This window comes from Chryseolinea serpens, from assembly GCF_900129725.1.
Classification (GTDB): domain Bacteria; phylum Bacteroidota; class Bacteroidia; order Cytophagales; family Cyclobacteriaceae; genus Chryseolinea; species Chryseolinea serpens.
The window spans coordinates 234,833-251,828 of the sequence record NZ_FQWQ01000006.1; the positions used below are offsets into that span (position 1 = coordinate 234,833).

Here is a 16,996-nt window from a genome sequence, read left to right on the forward strand (position 1 = left end):
GGTTATGTCTATTTGAAACTTACTAACACAAATGATTTTTCGATCTCTGAAAAAGGAATATCCAACACCACCGTCTCTTTCTGCTTACCGGTTCCCGTTTCCTGGATCACTGCGATCTTGTCGTCGGCAACCTCGGTGAGTTTTCCCTCCACGATCTTGTCGCGAAGCTTCAATTTCAATTTCCGACCGATATGCTTTTTATACTGGCGATGGAGCTGCAGGGGCTGGTCTACGCCGGGGGTGGATACTTCCAGCATATAGGCTTCGTCCATGAGGTTGGACTCTTCCAATGCCTTACCAATTTCCCGGCTCAGGTTGGCGCAATCGTCGATGTTCACACCTTCGTCGCCATCCAGGGTGATCAACACCTTTTTAGGCCCCTTTCGTGCCGAAACCACCACATCCACCACAAAATGGTGTGGATTCAGCAGCTTCGAGACCGCGATTTTCCTGATTTCCTCCGCAATTTCCATCTGAAAATATTCTATAAACAAAGAGGGGACTGTTTGTCCCCCCTTGATAATTTATCAGAAACTTGCGCAAAAGTAAATCTTTTTTGGGTTTTTACCAAAAGCCGGAGGAATTCTACTGATTCTAATACCGATTTACAGGGTTTCTAGTTCCCGGAACAGGTTTTCCCGGGCTTGCCCTTCGTAACGCCTATGGAAGGTCTCTGTTTTGAAGATCGCCGGCAGGTCCAAAAAATGTTGCAAAACTTTTCGCCGCCCCGGCTTGTAGAGCAAATCCGGATAGATGGCATACTCCTTTCTGATTTGCTGATAGTATTCCCGGTAGGCCTCCCAAGGAGCACCCAAAACCGACAGATCGGCGTCCGTGAATAAATTCGTGTCGGGGTCTTCGCTTTTGTGATGGGATTTTGTGGCCAGGATATGGGCCACCACGCGTTCAACAGATTCCGGAGAATAGGACAGGGTCGTCAATCGCTTCCGGGCCAACTCGGCACTCTTCTCCTCGTTGTCTTTTTTCGTGGCATTGTAGACGGCATCATGATACACGATCGCAAAAACAATGGCCGCGAAATCTTCGATCTCTTCCCGCACACCCTCTAACTCGGACCTCATTTTTTCCAAATGCACCAGGTTATGATAGCGGCGTGACCGATGGCCATACTGTTTCTCGATCTCTGCCCACAGGGACTGAACCAGGGCAATATCGGGCGTTATCTTCGAAGCAGTGTCAACAAAAAGCTCGCCGATCATGCGGTTAGATGTATTCCGGCAAATTCTTCAGATAGCTGCCATAACCGCTTTTCTCCAACGGCTTGGCTAGCTGCAGAAGTTGATCCTTGGTGATGAATTTCATCCGGTAGGCGATCTCCTCAATGCATCCTACCTTCAACCCCTGACGTTGCTCGATCACCTGCACAAAATTGCCGGCCTGCATCAGCGAATCGAACGTACCCGTATCCAGCCAGGCGGTGCCGCGGCTCATGGGAGCCACTTTCAGTTTGCCCCTGCGCAGATATTCGTTGTTCACGTCGGTGATCTCCAGCTCGCCACGGGGACTTGGCTTCAAAGCTTTGGCAATGGCTACCACATCGTTGTCGTAGAAATACAAACCGGGGACAGCGTAGTTGGATTTTGGTTGCTTGGGTTTTTCCTCTATGGAGATGACTTTTTTGTTCGCATCGAACTCCACCACACCATAGCGTTCCGGGTCGAGAACGTGGTAGGCAAACACCACGCCGCCGTCGGGATCGCTGTTGGATTGGAGGATGTTCTGCATGCCGGAGCCATAGAAAATGTTATCGCCCAGGATCAACGCCACCTTCTCCTTGCCCACGAATTTCTCGCCGATGATAAACGCCTGCGCGAGGCCATCGGGCGAGGGCTGTACTTCATATTGAAAATTACATCCCAACCGCTTGCCGTCGCCGAGCAACTTTTCAAACATGGGCAGGTCATGCGGTGTGGAAATAAAAAGGATCTCCCGGATGCCGGCCATCATCAATACCGACAAGGGGTAGTAGATCATCGGCTTGTCATACACAGGCATGAGCTGTTTGCTCACCGCCATCGTCAGCGGATACAAGCGCGTGCCCGATCCACCGGCAAGAATAATACCTTTCATAGAGTGGGTTTTTATGCAAGCCTTAGGCCTGGTACATTTTAGAATAATATTTCAGATAATCGCCCGAGGTCACGTTTTTCAACCATTCCTGGTTGGCGAGATACCAATCCACGGTTTTTTCCAGCCCCTCTTCAAACGTCACTTGTGGCCTCCAGCCTGTTTCGGCGGTGAGCTTGGAGGCGTCTATGGCATAGCGCAGATCATGGCCCAGGCGGTCTTTCACATACGTGATCAGCTTGGCCGATGTTCCTTCCTCGCGACCCAATTTCTTGTCCATCGTGTAACACAGGAAGTTCACCAGGTCGATATTCCGCCACTCGTTGTTGCCACCGATGTTGTACACCTCGCCGGTTTTACCGGAGTGAAAGATGCTGTCGATCGCGCCGGCATGATCCTCCACAAACAACCAGTCGCGAATGTTTTCGCCTTTGCCGTAGACGGGCAGCGGTTTGTTGTTGAGAATATTGTTGATCATCAACGGGATCAGCTTCTCCGGGAAATGGAAAGGGCCATAGTTGTTCGAGCACCGGCTGATGCGCGTGGGCAAACTGAAACTGTTGTGAAAAGCACTTACAAAGTGATCAGAGCTGGCTTTGGATGCCGAATAAGGAGAACGCGGATCGATGGGTGTGGTCTCGGTAAAGAAACCGCCATGGTCTGCAGAGCCATATACCTCGTCGGTGGAAATATGATAGAAGACTTTTCCCTCATAGGCATTTGCCCACGAAGCCTGCGCTGCGCGGAGAAGATTGAGTGTCCCTAAAATATTGGTCTCGGCAAATTCCGTGGGATTATGCAGCGAACGATCCACGTGCGATTCTGCCGCCAGGTGGATCACGCCGTCGATGCCATACTTTTTGAAAACCTCGAACAGAAATTCGATATCGAGGATGTCGCCTTTTTCAAAGTGATAGTTCGGCTTCTTCTCGATGTCGCGCAAATTTTCCAGGTTGCCCGCATAGGTGAGCTTGTCCAGATTGACCACCGTGTAGTCGGGATACTTGTTGACAAACAACCGGACCACATGCGATCCGATGAAGCCTGCTCCCCCTGTAATTAAGATCTTTCGTTTTGTCATCACCGTGAAGGGTTAGCGTACGTATCTCTGAAAATCCTTATGATCGCGTTGGAAGAGTACTTCCTGCGGCAGGCTCTTGAAGTATTCGTAGGTGATCTTCAAGCCTTCGGCGCGCGACACTTTCGGCGACCACCCCAGCAATTCCTTGGCCTTGGTGATGTTGGGTTGGCGTTGCTTCGGATCGTCCTGGGGCAATGGCTTGTACACCACTTTTTGCTTGGTGCCCGTGAGCTTTACGATCTCCTCGGCAAAATCGCCGATGGTAATTTCATCGGGGTTACCGATGTTCACCGGCAGGTGATAGTCGGACATCAGGAGGCGGAAAATACCGTCCACTTCGTCGTCCACATAGCAGAAGGAGCGGGTTTGCGATCCATCACCAAAAACCGTCAGGTCTTCGCCGCGAAGGGCTTGCCCGATAAAGGCGGGAAGCACACGGCCATCGTTCAGGCGCATGCGTGGGCCATAAGTATTGAATATTCTGATAATGCGGGTTTCCAGGTTGTGATAAGTATGGTAGGCCATGGTGATGGCTTCCTGGAAACGTTTTGCTTCGTCGTATACACCGCGCGGACCAATAGGGTTCACGTTGCCGTAGTATTCTTCCGTCTGCGGATGCACCAGCGGATCGCCGTACACTTCCGAGGTAGAAGCCACCAGGATCCTGGCTTTCTTCGAACGCGCGAGACCCAGCAGGTTGTGTGTGCCCAACGAACTCACCTTCAACGTCTGAATCGGAATTTTCAGGTAGTCGATCGGACTGGCCGGAGAGGCGAAGTGCAGAATGTAGTGCAATTCTCCAGGGATGTGCACGAAGGTCGACACATCGTGATGATAGAATTCGAAATCGGCATTTTTAAAAAGGTGCTCGATGTTGCGCAGGTCGCCCGTGATCAGGTTGTCCATCGCGATCACATGAAAGCCTTCTTTCAGGAACCGGTCGCAAAGATGCGATCCCAAAAAACCGGCACCGCCGGTGATCAGCACGCGTTGCTTAGCCATGGATGACCTCCCTTCCAATGCTGTAATAGACGTATCCCTGTTCTTTCATAAAATTCAGATCGTATAAGTTTCGGCCGTCAAAGATCACCTTATTTTTCAGGATCGACGACAGCTTGTCGAAATCGGGTGTACGGAATTCGGGCCACTCCGTTGCAATGAAGATCGCATCGGCATCCTGTGCAGCTTCGTAGGGCGTGTGGCTGTATTGCACCTTGTCGCCAATCACTTTCTTTACGTTGTCCATGCTTTCCGGATCGTGCACCTTCAGGATCGCTCCCTCTTTCAACAACTCGTCGATGTTGTACAACGACGGCGCTTCGCGGATGTCGTCGGTGTGAGGCTTGAAGGAAAGTCCCCAGATCGCGATGGTCTTGCCTTTGAGGTTGCCATTGAAATATTTTTTGATGTGGGGAATGAGCCGTGTCTTCTGGCTTTCGTTCACATCCATCACCGCCGTCAGAATCTTGAATTCATAGTTCGCGTCCTCCGAAGACTTGGCCAGCGCCTGCACATCTTTCGGGAAACAGCTTCCCCCATAGCCGATGCCGGGAAATAAGAACCGTTTGCCGATGCGGCTGTCGGTGCCCACTCCTTTGCGCACAGAGTCCACGTCGGCTCCCAACAGTTCGCAGAGGTTAGCGATCTCGTTCATGAAGGTGATCTTGGTGGCGAGGAAAGAATTGGCTGCATATTTCGTCAGCTCGGCCGAACGTTCATCCATAAAAATGATCGGGTTTCCCTGACGCACAAAGGGGGCATACAAGGCTTCCATCACTTTGCGGGCTTTGGGAGAGTTCGTGCCCACCACGACGCGATCGGGTTTCATAAAATCATCCACAGCCACACCTTCGCGTAAAAACTCGGGGTTCGAAACCACGTCGAATTCAACTTTTGCGCCGACGGCTATTTTCTTCTGCACCTTTTCGGCGGTGCCCACTGGAACAGTGCTTTTGTCTACCACTACAGCATAGTCTTTCAGCAGTGGGCCGAGATCTTCGGCTACTTTCAGAACATATTTGAGATCAGCTGCTCCGTCGGCCCCGGGAGGCGTGGGGAGCGCGAGGAAAATAATTTTTGCGTCCTTAATGCCTTCTTCCAGGCTGGTGGTGAAAAAAAGACGACCTTGTTTGATGTTGCGGTCGAACAACTGCTCCAGACCGGGTTCATAAATGGTGATGCGGCCACTTTTTAGTTTATCGACTTTCGCCTGATCGATGTCTACGCAAGTGACTGTATTACCCGTTTCTGCAAAACATGTTCCGGTTACCAGACCTACGTAACCTGTGCCAACTACAGCAATTTTCATGATTAGAGGGGATTAAAGGATTTTTGGAATGCGAAATTATGAATTTTAGTGACACAAGTCGCCTGAACACGGCCTTTGGGGCATTTCTTAGCCACTTTTCTTAAGCAATCGATTTAACCTAACATTCGTTTGTTAGTTGAGATTTTAATCGTACTTTTATGCCCTCAAATTTTACCCTCTAACTATGCATGCATTAATGGACAACCCGATGACCGTGAACTTCCAGGAAACCGAAAACCAAAAGATGATCCGTGATATGGTTCGCGACTTCGGGGCCAAAGAGATAAAGCCAAACATGATGGATTGGGATGAGCGCCAGGAATTCCCCATCGACCTCTTCAAAAAAATGGGTGGCCTGGGGCTGATGGGCGTGCTGGTGCCGGAAGAATATGGGGGTGCCGGCTTTGGCTACCTGGAATACATCACCGCCATCGCCGAAATCTCGCGTATCGATGGCTCGATTGGTCTTTCCATGGCAGCCCATAATTCGCTTTGCACAAATCACATCCTGCTCTTTGGCAACGCCTCTCAGAAACAAGCCTACCTGCCCAAACTTGCCACGGCCGAATGGATCGGGGCCTGGGGCCTCACTGAGCCCAATACCGGTTCGGATGCCGGCAACATGCGAACGGTAGCCGTAAAAGATGGCGATTATTGGGTACTCAACGGTGCGAAAAACTTCATCACCCATGGCCGGTCCGGCAATGTGGCAGTTGTGATCGTGCGCACGGGCGCCGTGGGCGACTCGCGTGGCATGACAGCCTTCGTTATCGAAAAAGGCACACCCGGATTCACGTCTGGTAAGAAGGAAAACAAGTTGGGGATGCGCGCCTCTGAAACGGCCGAAATGATCTTTACCGACTGCCGGATCCACAAAGACCAGATGCTCGGCAAAGAAGGGGAAGGGTTTATTCAATCCATGAAAGTGCTCGATGGGGGCCGCATTTCCATTGCCGCCCTCAGCCTGGGCATTGCCATGGGGGCCTACGACGCCGCCCGGAACTACTCCAAGGAGCGCCATCAGTTCAATCAACCCATTTCGCAATTCCAGGGCATCGCCTTCAAACTGGCCGATATGGCCACGAAGATCGAAGCGGCCAAATTGCTCACGTTCCGGGCCGGCGATATGAAAAACCGGGGGTTGGACGTGAACAAAGAGTCTGCGATGGCCAAGCTCTACGCGTCCGAGGTGGCCGTTGAGGTGGCCAATGAGGGGGTGCAGATCTTTGGGGGCTACGGGTATACAAAAGACTTCCCGGCCGAAAAGTATTATCGGGATGCCAAACTGTGTACTATCGGCGAAGGCACCTCGGAGATACAAAAACTGGTCATTTCCCGGTCAATCTTGAAGTAGAGTTTGCAAAAAGACTGGCTGTATCCTATATTTGCAGCCCTAAATAAGAATTATGCTCATTGTTAACGTTAAAGAAAACGAATCCATCGACAAAGCCCTGAAGCGCTTCAAAAAGAAGTTCGAAAAAACCGGTGTTTTGAAGGAATTGCGTTCCAGAACAGCTTTTGAAAAGCCTTCGGTTACACGTCGTGCCCAGATCATCCGCGCCGCTTACCGCGAGCAGATGAGACTTGCCGAGACCAAAGTCTAAGGATTCTCTACCTTTTTTGACCTGAATACTTTGTTGATAGCTGAAAAGTTATCAACAATCTATCCTCATTATATACACTAATACCCTTTAAGCTTTCTTAAAGGGTATTATTTTTTTACATTGCTTCTACTGCTGGGTTTGGTGTAGCAAGCATGATAGAATCCTTCCTTAAATACGTCCAATTCGAAAAGCGGCTTAGCGCTCACACCGTGCTGGCCTACAAAACAGATCTCGATCAGTTCACGGTTTTTCTTGCCAACACATTTCCCGACTATACTCCCGAGACCGCAGACCACGGCGTAGTGCGCACCTGGATCATTCAATTGGTGGAAAGCAACCTGGACGCTGCGTCGGTGAACCGGAAAATTGCTTGCCTCCGCTCCTTCTACAAATTCCTGCTGCGACAAGAAGTGATCAGCAAGGATCCCCTGCAGAAGATCACCCAACTCAAAACAAAAAAGAGATTACCGTCCTTTGTCAAGGAAGGCGATATGGCCCATTTGCTGGACGACACCGAGTTCGGACCCGGCCTGGACGGGGTGCGCGACAAACTCATCCTGGAGTTGTTCTATGCCACAGGCATCCGTTTGTCAGAGCTGCTCACGCTGAAAGAAAATGAAATTGATCTTCATGGACGAACCATTAAAGTGCTCGGCAAAAGAAACAAGGAAAGAGTAGTCCCTTTCGCCGCCGGAATCGTTAATACTATCAAAGCCTACCGGACCTTGAGAAACAAGGAAGTGGAATTGAAAGGACACGGATATTTTTTTGTCACCAACACGGGCGAGCCCTGCTACCCGATGATGATCTACAGAAAGGTAAAAAAGTATCTTGGCCAGCACACTACAGCCGAGAGAAACAGTCCGCACGTTCTGCGGCATACTTACGCGACACACCTATTGAACAAAGGCGCGGAGATCAACGCCGTGAAGGACTTGTTGGGCCACAGCAGCCTGGCCGCCACACAGGTGTATACACACAACTCGATGGAAAAGCTGAAGAAGGTTTTCGATCAGGCGCATCCCAAAGCATAACATTATCTATGAACAGAGCATTATACCTATATCCACCACAAACCCACGGCGCATGACGAGATGATTTACTCACCGACTGCTGGCAGGTCGTAAGAAATGCCGGACTGTTTATTGTTTCACTTAAATTTTTACCATTATGAAATTACAAGTGCATTCCATCCACTTCGATGCAGACATCAAGCTGATCGATTTCATTCAGAAAAAGCTGAATAAACTGGAGACGTTCTACGACCGGTTGGTGGATGGTGAAGTTTTTCTGCGCCTAAACAACGAAGGAATTGAAAATAAAACAGTGGAAATCAAAGTTCGCGTCCCCGGCAACCAGCTCTTTGCCATCGAGAAGGCCCGTTCGTTTGAAGCGGCCACCGACCTGGCTGCCGATGCGCTGCGCATGCAACTCAAGAAGTTCAAGACCAAGGTAAACGACGGGCGCGCCTGATGCAGCGCCTGAAAATAGTTTCATAAAATTTTACAGGAAGGCCCCTTCGCGGGCCTTCTGTTTTTTTCATCCCTCCGAAATCGATAGAAGATTGCGTGATCGGCCGGTCTTCCGAAATCATGAGGATAAGCCGATTAATTTCGCCATCTTTGCGCGCCGAACTAATGACCGGGTTTTCCGGTTTTACTCAGTAAGGGTGAGGCATTTAGCAGCACCGGTTCATCTAAAAAAATACAACCATGGGAAGACCTCCAGTATTACCGAAGAAGAAAAAAGACGGGTTTTATCTTGAATTGCGTAACAAAGGCGCAAAGTCGGGCATTATCGTTATTCGCGACACCAAAGAGGCAATGATGCAAGCTGCCAGGCAGTATGAGAACACCAAGGATGTGATCATCCTGGGCGAACATAAAAATGGTAAAAAAGTAGAAGAAGGCCGCAAGAAAGTAGCCAGCGCTTAACGTTCAAACGGTTTCAATACTTCTTCCACACTTTTCGCAGTAACGAAGAATTCTAAAAGACGCAACAATACGCGATCCACTAACGTGTCCGGGCAAGAGGCACCGCTGGTCAGAATGATTTTTACGGGGCTTTTGTCGGGTAAGTAATGTTGCGTCTTTTCTTTCTCCTTCCGGTCATAATGGAAATGCCGGATCTCTTCGCGCGAACTAATCTCCTTTTCTGAATTGATAAAGTAGGTTGGGAATTTACGCTCGCACAATTCCACAATGTGCGATGTATTCGAGCTGTTATATCCCCCAATCACCACCGCCAGATCGGCATCCGTTTCCAATAATTTATAAGTAGCTTCCTGGTTGTCGTTCGTCGCGTAACACAGCGTATCCCTTGTGTCGGCAAAATGCTGCTTCAACGTCTCTGCGCCATATTGCTGGAGCATCAACTGCCGGAAGTAGTCGGCAATGGCTTGTGTTTCGGTGGCCAGCATGGTGGTTTGATTGACTACACCAACTTTCTTCAGATCACGTTCCGGATCAAAGCCCGCAGAATATTTTCCTTCGAACTCCGTGTAGAATTCCTGCTTCGATTTTTTTTCCGTGATGTAGGCCCCCAAAGCATGTGCGTCCTCCATGTCGCGCACAACCACAGAAGCTCCATAATGCGCGCTGTGCGAAAAAGTGGCGCGTGTTTCTTCGTGCTTGGGTTTGCCGTGGATGATGATGGTATATTCGTCTGTGCCCAGCTTCTCGGCGCGGTTCCAGACTTTTTCAACAAACGGGCAGGTGGTGTTGTATTGCTGAACTTCCATGCCCTTGGATTGCAACAGCTGCTCTATTTCCAACGTGGTTCCAAAGGCTGGTACGATCACCACGTCTTCCGGTTTCAGCGTGTCCCAGGGGATGAATTGGTTGCCTTCAGGGTCCATGATGAATTCGATGCCACGGCTTTGCAGATCCTGGTTCACCTCCTGGTTGTGGATCATCTGGCTGAGGAGGTACACGCGCTTGTCGGGGTTTTCCTCCAATGCTTTATAGCTGATCTCTATGGCGTTTTCCACGCCATAGCAAAATCCAAAATGACGGGCGATGTAAAATTGAACGGGACCGAAATCCAAAATGGTAGGGGAAAAATCCTGTTTGCGCAGGTCTTTCAAACGTCGCCACTCCTTGATCTTTCCGGTGATGGTCGACTTATAATGGGATGGAATCTCGAACTTTTTAATAACAATACGGTCTAAGCGTCTAACGGCAAAGTTAGCGTTTGTTGGGAAGGATAGTGAAGCGAAAGCCCATTATTCTCTTCTCCCGACGGTGCCGGGCAACGGAGAATAATGGGTTTCAATTTCTACAGAATTATGCTGCTTTGGAGAGCTTATCTTCCTTGATCTTGTTTGTCCTTACCTCTTTGGCTTCCAGGTCGAACCACTTCACTTCGACAAAATTGTTTTTGATGTACTTCAAAACCTCCACCACTTTTCCATCAATCTTGCTGCGAACACGTTCGCCTTTTCTAAACAATCTCCTCATAATAATTACTTAATCTATTGTTTACATCCTCAAGGCGTAGTTGAATTCTCGCGGAAGGTCTTCATACGTTCCAGAGAAAATCACCAGGTCGCCAGGTTTCTTTTTCTTTACGATGTCGTTGAACTCTTTTACGGATTTTACAGGTTGATCGTTCACTTTCGATACGATAAAGCCTTCCCGCATGTCGGTGTACTTGGATATTTTGCCATTTCCGAGGGCTTTTATCCGGACACCGTGATCAAGATCGAGTTTTTTTAGGACTTTTCCATCTATCTCCTCCAATTGTACGCCCAGGGCCGAAACTTCATCCTTTACGGCGGCGGTCACGGCTTCGGCTTTTCCATCCCTGTTTTTGAGTATCACGGGGATCGTCACTTCGCTTCCTTTACGGTTGACGACCATGTTCACCTTGTCGCCAGGACGGTGGCGACCGATGTACTCGATCAGGGCCGTGCTCGACTTGATGGGAGCTTCGTCTATCTTGATCACTACGTCGCCTTCTTTCAAACCGGCTTCTTTGCCAGAGCTATGCTCGGCGAAGCCGGAGATGTAGGCACCCTCATTTACTTTGAGATCAAATTCTTTTGCCAGATCGCTGTTCACACTACCAACAGACACGCCCAACCAGCCACGTTGCACCGCGCCGAACTTGATGAGGTCCTCGGTGATCTTACTCACGATGTTGGAAGGGACGGCAAAGCCATAGCCCGAATAGGATCCCGTGGGACTGGCAATAGCGGTGTTAATGCCTACCAAGCCACCGTTCAACTCTACCAGCGCGCCACCACTGTTTCCAGGATTGATGGCAGCATCGGTTTGAATGAACGATTCTATCGCCGTGTTGCCGCCTTGGCTCTGGCTCATGATGATGCTGACGTTTCTACCCTTTGCGCTGATGATCCCAGCCGTTACAGTAGACGTCAGGTTGTAGGGGTTTCCGACAGCCAATACCCATTCGCCAACTTTGGCCTTATCGGAATCCACAAAGGGAAGATAAGGAAGACCTTTCTGGTTGATTTTGATGAGGGCGAGGTCCGTGTCGGGGTCGACACCGATCACTTCTGCTTTGTAGGTACGGTTGTCATACAGTGTAACTTCCACCACATCGGCGTCCTGCACCACGTGGTTGTTGGTGACAATGTAGCCGTCAGCATTTATGATGACACCGGAGCCTGAGCTCTGGCTGGGCCCTTGGGGAACGCGAGGACCAAAAAATTCACGGAAAGGATCCATGGATTGGGTCTGTTCGGGGCGATGAGGACTATCTTGCGTAGATTTTATGAACACTACCGCCGGCATTACTTTCTCGGCGGCGGCCGTAAAGTCGAGGGGAATCGCTTCGCCTTTCTCGTCTACACGGTAGGCTACTTTTGACGCCGGAACACCGGTGAGGTATTCGAGCTTGGTCGCGGGGTCCTTTTTATCCAGCCATTGAAAAGATGCTATCGTGCAGGCGCTTCCCAGCACGGCAGCAAAAAAAAGAGAACCGAATTTTTTCATGTTGAGTCTAAATTTTAACCTGTTTTTACCCCATACAAAAACCAGGCAAAAGGGCTCCTGACGTAAATTTTGTCAGTTTTTTATGGCCTCTAACCGCCTTCTTTTCAGCGCCTTCTGTCATGGTTTGGAGGGATTGTCCTCTAAATACGAAAAGTTTCGGATTTAGGTTCGTCCCCGTCTGCCAATTTTACACGATCGGTTCACAGGGTCATTATAACCGGGGTTGGCCGGGATTGTTTTCAGGTACTCTGTCTTTATCTTTCATACCATGAGAAACACATGGCTGCTGGCTGTCTTCCTGTTGATCACCCCTCGGAGCACGGCTCAGGAGGTGAAGGACTTCCAATGGCTTGTGGGCACCTGGAAAATTTTAGGCAAGAATACAAACAAGGACAGCTACGAGGTTTGGAAGAGCGCAGGTGACAATACGTTGACAGGTATTTCCTACAATGTCAAAAATGCAGACACCCTGGTAACCGAAGAGATCAAGCTCTTGCGCAAGGGGCGTTCCGTGTACTATACCCCGGACGTTGCGGGGCCACAGGGAGAAGTTGAATTCAAAATCACTTCCTACGACGCCAACAGCTTTGTCGCCGAAAATCCCACCCATGATTTCCCAAAGAAAATACGCTACCATCGCCTGATCAAACAAGGAGAAGAAAGGTTGGAGGCGACGATCGAAGGTGGTGGCAAATCGATTTACTACACATTCGTTAGGGTGAAATAATTATCACCCCTATTTAGGTATTTATGTTGGTTTAGCTAACGTTTTCGGAAAAACGATGTCACAACACAAAACTTAGTAGCGGTCATACCGTAATCGGAGTTATGGAAGACCTATACCGTACCACCCATCCTTCGCACGGTGATGACAAAGATCACCAAAGACGCAAACTGAAACGGCTTCGTTTCATGCTCATTTTCTGGTTCGTTTCCTTTGTGATCGTTGTCCTCTGGTTTTACCTGTCCCCCAACGATTAAATCCCGCCCGTACATCTTTTTTAGATACTTTTGCCCCCTGATAGACACGCTACCATGATCATCCAGGGAAAGATTACGCTTAAAAAAGGCAAAGAGCACTCCATCGAGCGGTTTCACCCGTGGATATTTTCGGGTGCCATCCAAACCCTGGAGGGGGCTGTGGAAGATGGCGGGTGGGTAGAAGTGAAAAGCTATAAAGGCAAAGTGCTGGGCTTTGGTCATTATCAAAACGGAAGCATTGCTGTGCGCATGCTTTCGCAGGAGGCGGAGACACCTTCACAACATTTTTGGGTCGACAAGCTCCGCGCCGCCGTCACGCTGCGAGCCGCTGCAGGTCTCCCAGCTTCTTCGATCAATGCCTTTCGCCTCATCCATGGCGAAGGCGACGGACTGCCCGGCCTCATCATCGACTTATACGACGGTGTGGCCATCATGCAGGCACACTCCGTGGGCATGCACATCGACCGGCATGCCATTTCGGCGGCCTTGCAACAGGTCCTGGGTGAAGGTCTGAAGACGGTGTATTATAAAAGTCAATCGACACTGCCTGGCAAAATGCGCAGCGCCGACCAGGATGAATATCTTTTCGGGATGACGGCCGTGCCGCATGTGATCACCGAACATGGCAATAAATTTTTTATCGATTGGGAAGAAGGGCAGAAGACCGGATTTTTTCTGGACCAACGCGAAAACCGGAAGTTGCTCGGTGACTTTTCAAAAGGCAAGCATGTGCTCAACACGTTTTGTTATACCGGCGGGTTTTCGGTTTATGCGCTGCAAGCCGGCGCAGCGCTCGTGCACTCTGTAGATGCATCCGAAAAAGCAGTCGCGCTCACACGGAAGAACATCGACCTGAACGGGTTCAATGCCAACTACCACACCAGCTACGCGGAAGACACCTTCGACTTTCTCAAGGACAAGCAGGGCCAGTACGACGTGATCATTCTTGATCCCCCCGCATTTGCCAAACACCGCGACGCGCGTCACCAGGCCGTGAAAGGCTATCAACGACTTAACATGGAGGCGATGAAGGCGATCAAGAGCAATGGCATCCTGTTCACGTTCTCTTGTTCGCAGGTGGTGGACCGTCAATTGTTTTACGACACCATTGTGTCGGCGGCCATTCAAGCGGGAAGACAGATCAAAGTGTTGTATCACCTGGCCCAGCCCGCCGACCACCCCGTCTCTATTTTTCATCCCGAGGGTGAGTATCTAAAAGGGCTGGTGCTCTATGTGGCTTGATTTTAAGCCACACACAGCACCAGCGTTTCTCTTCGTCAATTTTTAATTTGTATTATTCTTTTGCCGGTATCGGCGGCGGTCCTTCAGGGATGTAGGCTTTATAGATATGTCCGTTGCGGCGGGTTTCAAATTCGGTTCGCATGTCTTTTCGCAGGGTCTCGTTTTCAAAGAGATCGACCATGGTCATGGCCAGCGATTTCGCGGCGAACACCATGCCTTTGTGACCAATGGACATGCCGCCACACGCAACCACGGCCCACGAGTGCCACGGAGCATTGGCAGGTGCAGTAGTAACTAAAGCCGTGATCTCCGGTACGATCCAGCTAATGTCACCCACATCCGTTGAGCCGCCGTCAGGGTTTTCTTTCGTTTCTTTCAGCGGGTGGATGGCACCATCGAGGCCTGTTTGTTTGCCTGTGCTCACCTCCTGGATCTTTTTGGCGAAAGCTATTTCTTCTTCCGTGTATTTTATAGGACCGAGTGTTTCCATGTTTTTCTGCAACGCTTCGGCGCCTTTCTTGTTCACCAGCAATTCATAGTCGCCACCGATCACGGTGATCTTTGACTCAACGCCCGCCATGAGGCCTGCGCCTTTCGCAGCTTCTCTCACGCGCGCAAACACATCCTCCACGCCTTCGCGTTTCGAGTCCCTGATCCACATCCAGGCCTTGGCGTATTCGGGCACTACGTTGGGTACATCGCCTCCCGCCTTGATCACATAATGCATGCGCACGGAGGGCTTCACGTGCTCGCGCATCATGTTCACACCGTCGAGGAAAAGCTCGAGACCGTCTACGGCGCTGCGGCCGTTCCAGGGATCGCCGGCGGCATGCGCTGCTTTGCCTTTAAATTCGATGATGAAATCGACCATGGCTTGGGAGCTTTGCATGTTGGCCGCGATCTCCACGTCAGGGTGCCAATCGAGGCAGATGTCGACGTCGGAAAATAATCCTTCGCGCGCCATGTAGATCTTTCCACCTACGGACTCCTCAGCCGGTGTTCCGTAGAAGCGGACGGTGCCTTTCAACTTGCCTTGCTGGATCTGTTCTTTTATGGCCACCGCAGCACCAAGACTTCCCGCACCAAACAGGTTGTGGCCACAGCCATGGCCGGGTGCGCCTTTCATGAGGGGTTCTTTTTCGGGTTGTGCTTTTTGTGAGATACCAGGCAGGGCATCAAATTCACCCATGATGCCGATGACGGGTTTCCCCGAACCAAATTCAGCTGTGAACGCCGTGGGCATTCCCGCCACACCGCGTTTCACCTGGAACCCTTGGGCCTCGGCATAGTCGGCGAGGGCCTTCGATGATTTCTCTTCTTTGAGCGCGGTTTCCGCATAGGCCCACACCTCGTCGCTGAGCTTTATCAGCTCCTGCTGATGCTTCTCTACCGACTTCATGACGGCGTCTTTGTTGGGATTGACTTTCTTGGATTGGGCGAATACACCGCCTGCCGCCCAGAGCGCGAGCAGCAGAAAAAATAGTTTCCTTCTCATAGGGTTCAACATTAGGTTAATGGTTAAGGTTGACCCAAGATAAAAAATTGAATTCTAGGAAAAAGCTTTTTGTCCGCTTTCTGCAAAGCGCGCCCCGTGCTGGCATGTTGATTTAGGATGGTCGCAAGCGCTTCCGCTCAGTTTTTCGAGTGTTCGCGTTGATAGTGCTCACGCAAAATGTCTTCGCCAAAATCATTGGTCAGGTCGCGCACCACGGTGTGAACGTGGTTGGCATTGGTTTGCGTGTTGTCATATTCGATCAGCAACATGGGGCCTTGGATGCGGTAGTAGTGGCCCGCTCCCGGTTGCAGGCTGCCGGCCCAGGCGAACGAGAGATTTTCGATGCCGGCCTTTTTTATTTTGGCCATCAGTTTGTCGGAAAATCCCAGTTCGTAATTCTTCACATACACGTCCAGCAATTTGAGGAAGGTGTTCTTTTGCGATTCGGTCATCGAGGTGTAGGGAAGGCCTTTCGGATCGAGGGGTTCTGCTTTGCGTTTGTCGAACGATACGATCTCGGGCAGGGCGGCTTCGGAGATCATGGCTTCCTTGCGCTGGGGATCAGAAAGGGAATTGATGAGGGTGAAGCCGAGGCTGGTCTCGTCCTTCAACACTTGCTTGCCTCTTTCCGGGCCTTCGCGCACGATGCCGGGGTTCGATCCAAAGAAAGATGGTGTGGAGGATTCGATGCGGTTGTTTGCGGTGGAAAAATTAAGGGCGATGTGATGGCCTTCGAAACGCCAGCCCCACGGCGCGCTGCCGGAGGGATCTCCGAAAATGGTAACGTAATAATTCAACGGGTCGCGGTAGTTGTCTTCGGGGCCGCGTTTCTCCACTTCCTTCAATACATTTTCGAGTGCCATAATGGCATTGGCCTTATTATAGCCTTGCAGGCTTACGGAAGCCTTCAACAAATCAAGCGCAGCCTGGCGCTGGGCTGGGGTGAAGTCACGGAAGCAGGCGCCGTTCCGCTTCGTGGGTACAAAATGCCAGTTCTGGCGTTCGTCGTCCTCCAGGGTGTAGCGGGCTTTGGCCTGGAGCTCCGGTGTGAGGCTGGCCAGGAAGGCGTTTGCTTTACCCGCCAGGTCCGACGTTTGGGCGTTCGCAAAAGTGCAGGCGAAAAATAAAAGGGCAATCCAGTTTTTCATGACGACGGGGTTAGTTGTGTTTTCCGATGCGACCCATTCTCTTTGCAGCGATCGTGTGAAATGTAAGGCTCCCGACATTTCACCCGAAATG

Annotated in this window: 17 protein-coding genes and 1 pseudogene; 7 read left to right on the top strand and 11 right to left on the bottom strand. The window is 50.6% G+C overall.

Annotated features, from left to right (window positions below; translation table 11 throughout):
* Positions 1 to 8: 8 nt before the first annotated feature.
* From BUB30_RS32430 to BUB30_RS32455, 6 genes are all read right to left on the bottom strand, one after another.
* Complete coding sequence (locus tag BUB30_RS32430) at positions 9 to 473, bottom strand: ribosome maturation factor RimP (protein WP_073142889.1); 465 nt, start codon at positions 471 to 473, stop codon at positions 9 to 11.
* Between the two features lie 132 nt (positions 474 to 605).
* On the bottom strand, positions 606 to 1,220 hold the full coding sequence (locus BUB30_RS32435; RefSeq protein ID WP_073142891.1) for an HD domain-containing protein: 615 nt from the start codon (positions 1,218 to 1,220) through the stop codon (positions 606 to 608).
* A gap of 4 nt (positions 1,221 to 1,224) precedes the next feature.
* Positions 1,225 to 2,091, bottom strand: a complete 867-nt coding sequence (gene rfbA / locus BUB30_RS32440; protein WP_073142893.1) for a glucose-1-phosphate thymidylyltransferase RfbA — start codon at positions 2,089 to 2,091, stop codon at positions 1,225 to 1,227.
* A gap of 22 nt (positions 2,092 to 2,113) precedes the next feature.
* Positions 2,114 to 3,169: a dTDP-glucose 4,6-dehydratase gene (gene rfbB / locus BUB30_RS32445; protein WP_073142894.1), complete on the bottom strand. Its 1,056-nt coding sequence runs from the start codon at positions 3,167 to 3,169 to the stop codon at positions 2,114 to 2,116.
* Between the two features lie 12 nt (positions 3,170 to 3,181).
* Positions 3,182 to 4,171, bottom strand: coding sequence for a UDP-glucuronic acid decarboxylase family protein (locus BUB30_RS32450; RefSeq protein ID WP_073142896.1), 990 nt, complete (start codon positions 4,169 to 4,171; stop codon positions 3,182 to 3,184).
* The gene (locus BUB30_RS32455) at positions 4,164 to 5,477 is read right to left on the bottom strand and encodes a UDP-glucose dehydrogenase family protein (protein WP_073142898.1); all 1,314 of its coding nucleotides are present in this window, start codon (positions 5,475 to 5,477) and stop codon (positions 4,164 to 4,166) included. The genes BUB30_RS32450 and BUB30_RS32455 overlap by 8 nt, the downstream gene beginning before the upstream one ends.
* A gap of 184 nt (positions 5,478 to 5,661) precedes the next feature.
* On the opposite strand from BUB30_RS32455, the gene BUB30_RS32460 reads away from it, so the two are divergent.
* The 5 genes from BUB30_RS32460 to BUB30_RS32480 all read left to right on the top strand — a co-directional run bounded on the left by BUB30_RS32460 (position 5,662) and on the right by BUB30_RS32480 (position 9,015).
* Positions 5,662 to 6,831 (top strand): acyl-CoA dehydrogenase family protein, encoded by a 1,170-nt coding sequence (locus tag BUB30_RS32460; protein ID WP_317044239.1) that lies wholly within the window; start codon positions 5,662 to 5,664, stop codon positions 6,829 to 6,831.
* A gap of 52 nt (positions 6,832 to 6,883) precedes the next feature.
* Complete coding sequence (gene rpsU, locus BUB30_RS32465; RefSeq protein WP_073142900.1) at positions 6,884 to 7,081, top strand: 30S ribosomal protein S21; 198 nt, start codon at positions 6,884 to 6,886, stop codon at positions 7,079 to 7,081.
* Between the two features lie 152 nt (positions 7,082 to 7,233).
* Positions 7,234 to 8,115: a tyrosine-type recombinase/integrase gene (locus tag BUB30_RS32470; RefSeq protein WP_073142902.1), complete on the top strand. Its 882-nt coding sequence runs from the start codon at positions 7,234 to 7,236 to the stop codon at positions 8,113 to 8,115.
* A gap of 136 nt (positions 8,116 to 8,251) precedes the next feature.
* Positions 8,252 to 8,554: a ribosome hibernation-promoting factor, HPF/YfiA family gene (gene hpf, locus BUB30_RS32475; RefSeq protein ID WP_073142904.1), complete on the top strand. Its 303-nt coding sequence runs from the start codon at positions 8,252 to 8,254 to the stop codon at positions 8,552 to 8,554.
* Between the two features lie 239 nt (positions 8,555 to 8,793).
* Positions 8,794 to 9,015: a hypothetical protein gene (locus BUB30_RS32480; protein ID WP_073142906.1), complete on the top strand. Its 222-nt coding sequence runs from the start codon at positions 8,794 to 8,796 to the stop codon at positions 9,013 to 9,015.
* Here the strand turns inward: BUB30_RS32480 and BUB30_RS32485 are convergent.
* The 3 genes and pseudogenes from BUB30_RS32485 to BUB30_RS32490 all read right to left on the bottom strand — a co-directional run.
* A pseudogene (locus tag BUB30_RS32485) lies at positions 9,012 to 10,262 on the bottom strand (4-hydroxy-3-methylbut-2-enyl diphosphate reductase); the annotation flags it as partial. The gene BUB30_RS32480 and the pseudogene BUB30_RS32485 sit on opposite strands and share 4 nt — an antisense overlap.
* A gap of 103 nt (positions 10,263 to 10,365) precedes the next feature.
* Positions 10,366 to 10,539, bottom strand: coding sequence for a hypothetical protein (locus BUB30_RS35380; RefSeq protein WP_160143602.1), 174 nt, complete (start codon positions 10,537 to 10,539; stop codon positions 10,366 to 10,368).
* 21 nt (positions 10,540 to 10,560) lie between these two features.
* Positions 10,561 to 12,039: a Do family serine endopeptidase gene (locus BUB30_RS32490; protein WP_073142910.1), complete on the bottom strand. Its 1,479-nt coding sequence runs from the start codon at positions 12,037 to 12,039 to the stop codon at positions 10,561 to 10,563.
* A 268-nt stretch (positions 12,040 to 12,307) separates the two neighbouring features.
* On the opposite strand from BUB30_RS32490, the gene BUB30_RS32495 reads away from it, so the two are divergent.
* Complete coding sequence (locus tag BUB30_RS32495) at positions 12,308 to 12,766, top strand: DUF6265 family protein (protein WP_073142912.1); 459 nt, start codon at positions 12,308 to 12,310, stop codon at positions 12,764 to 12,766.
* A gap of 308 nt (positions 12,767 to 13,074) precedes the next feature.
* Complete coding sequence (locus tag BUB30_RS32500) at positions 13,075 to 14,262, top strand: class I SAM-dependent rRNA methyltransferase (RefSeq protein WP_073142914.1); 1,188 nt, start codon at positions 13,075 to 13,077, stop codon at positions 14,260 to 14,262.
* Between the two features lie 52 nt (positions 14,263 to 14,314).
* Here the strand turns inward: BUB30_RS32500 and BUB30_RS32505 are convergent, their stop codons facing one another.
* Together BUB30_RS32505 and BUB30_RS32510 are read right to left on the bottom strand one after the other, a co-directional pair.
* Entirely contained in the window at positions 14,315 to 15,757 is a 1,443-nt protein-coding gene (locus tag BUB30_RS32505; RefSeq protein WP_073143462.1) for an amidohydrolase, read from the bottom strand.
* A gap of 137 nt (positions 15,758 to 15,894) precedes the next feature.
* Complete coding sequence (locus BUB30_RS32510; protein ID WP_073143464.1) at positions 15,895 to 16,905, bottom strand: DUF3500 domain-containing protein; 1,011 nt, start codon at positions 16,903 to 16,905, stop codon at positions 15,895 to 15,897.
* Positions 16,906 to 16,996: the final 91 nt, after the last annotated feature.

Bases quoted from the DNA above. Each gene is read 5' to 3' on its own strand.
- BUB30_RS32430 (WP_073142889.1), bottom strand. From the start codon at position 473: ATGGAAATTGCGGAGGAAATCAGGAAAATCGCGGTCTCGAAGCTGCTG.
- BUB30_RS32435 (WP_073142891.1), bottom strand. From the start codon at position 1,220: ATGATCGGCGAGCTTTTTGTTGACACTGCTTCGAAGATAACGCCCGAT.
- rfbA (WP_073142893.1), bottom strand. From the start codon at position 2,091: ATGAAAGGTATTATTCTTGCCGGTGGATCGGGCACGCGCTTGTATCCG.
- rfbB (WP_073142894.1), bottom strand. From the start codon at position 3,169: ATGACAAAACGAAAGATCTTAATTACAGGGGGAGCAGGCTTCATCGGA.
- BUB30_RS32450 (WP_073142896.1), bottom strand. From the start codon at position 4,171: ATGGCTAAGCAACGCGTGCTGATCACCGGCGGTGCCGGTTTTTTGGGA.
- BUB30_RS32455 (WP_073142898.1), bottom strand. From the start codon at position 5,477: ATGAAAATTGCTGTAGTTGGCACAGGTTACGTAGGTCTGGTAACCGGA.
- BUB30_RS32460 (WP_317044239.1), top strand. From the start codon at position 5,662: ATGCATGCATTAATGGACAACCCGATGACCGTGAACTTCCAGGAAACC.
- rpsU (WP_073142900.1), top strand. From the start codon at position 6,884: ATGCTCATTGTTAACGTTAAAGAAAACGAATCCATCGACAAAGCCCTG.
- BUB30_RS32470 (WP_073142902.1), top strand. From the start codon at position 7,234: ATGATAGAATCCTTCCTTAAATACGTCCAATTCGAAAAGCGGCTTAGC.
- hpf (WP_073142904.1), top strand. From the start codon at position 8,252: ATGAAATTACAAGTGCATTCCATCCACTTCGATGCAGACATCAAGCTG.
- BUB30_RS32480 (WP_073142906.1), top strand. From the start codon at position 8,794: ATGGGAAGACCTCCAGTATTACCGAAGAAGAAAAAAGACGGGTTTTAT.
- BUB30_RS35380 (WP_160143602.1), bottom strand. From the start codon at position 10,539: ATGAGGAGATTGTTTAGAAAAGGCGAACGTGTTCGCAGCAAGATTGAT.
- BUB30_RS32490 (WP_073142910.1), bottom strand. From the start codon at position 12,039: ATGAAAAAATTCGGTTCTCTTTTTTTTGCTGCCGTGCTGGGAAGCGCC.
- BUB30_RS32495 (WP_073142912.1), top strand. From the start codon at position 12,308: ATGAGAAACACATGGCTGCTGGCTGTCTTCCTGTTGATCACCCCTCGG.
- BUB30_RS32500 (WP_073142914.1), top strand. From the start codon at position 13,075: ATGATCATCCAGGGAAAGATTACGCTTAAAAAAGGCAAAGAGCACTCC.
- BUB30_RS32505 (WP_073143462.1), bottom strand. From the start codon at position 15,757: ATGAGAAGGAAACTATTTTTTCTGCTGCTCGCGCTCTGGGCGGCAGGC.
- BUB30_RS32510 (WP_073143464.1), bottom strand. From the start codon at position 16,905: ATGAAAAACTGGATTGCCCTTTTATTTTTCGCCTGCACTTTTGCGAAC.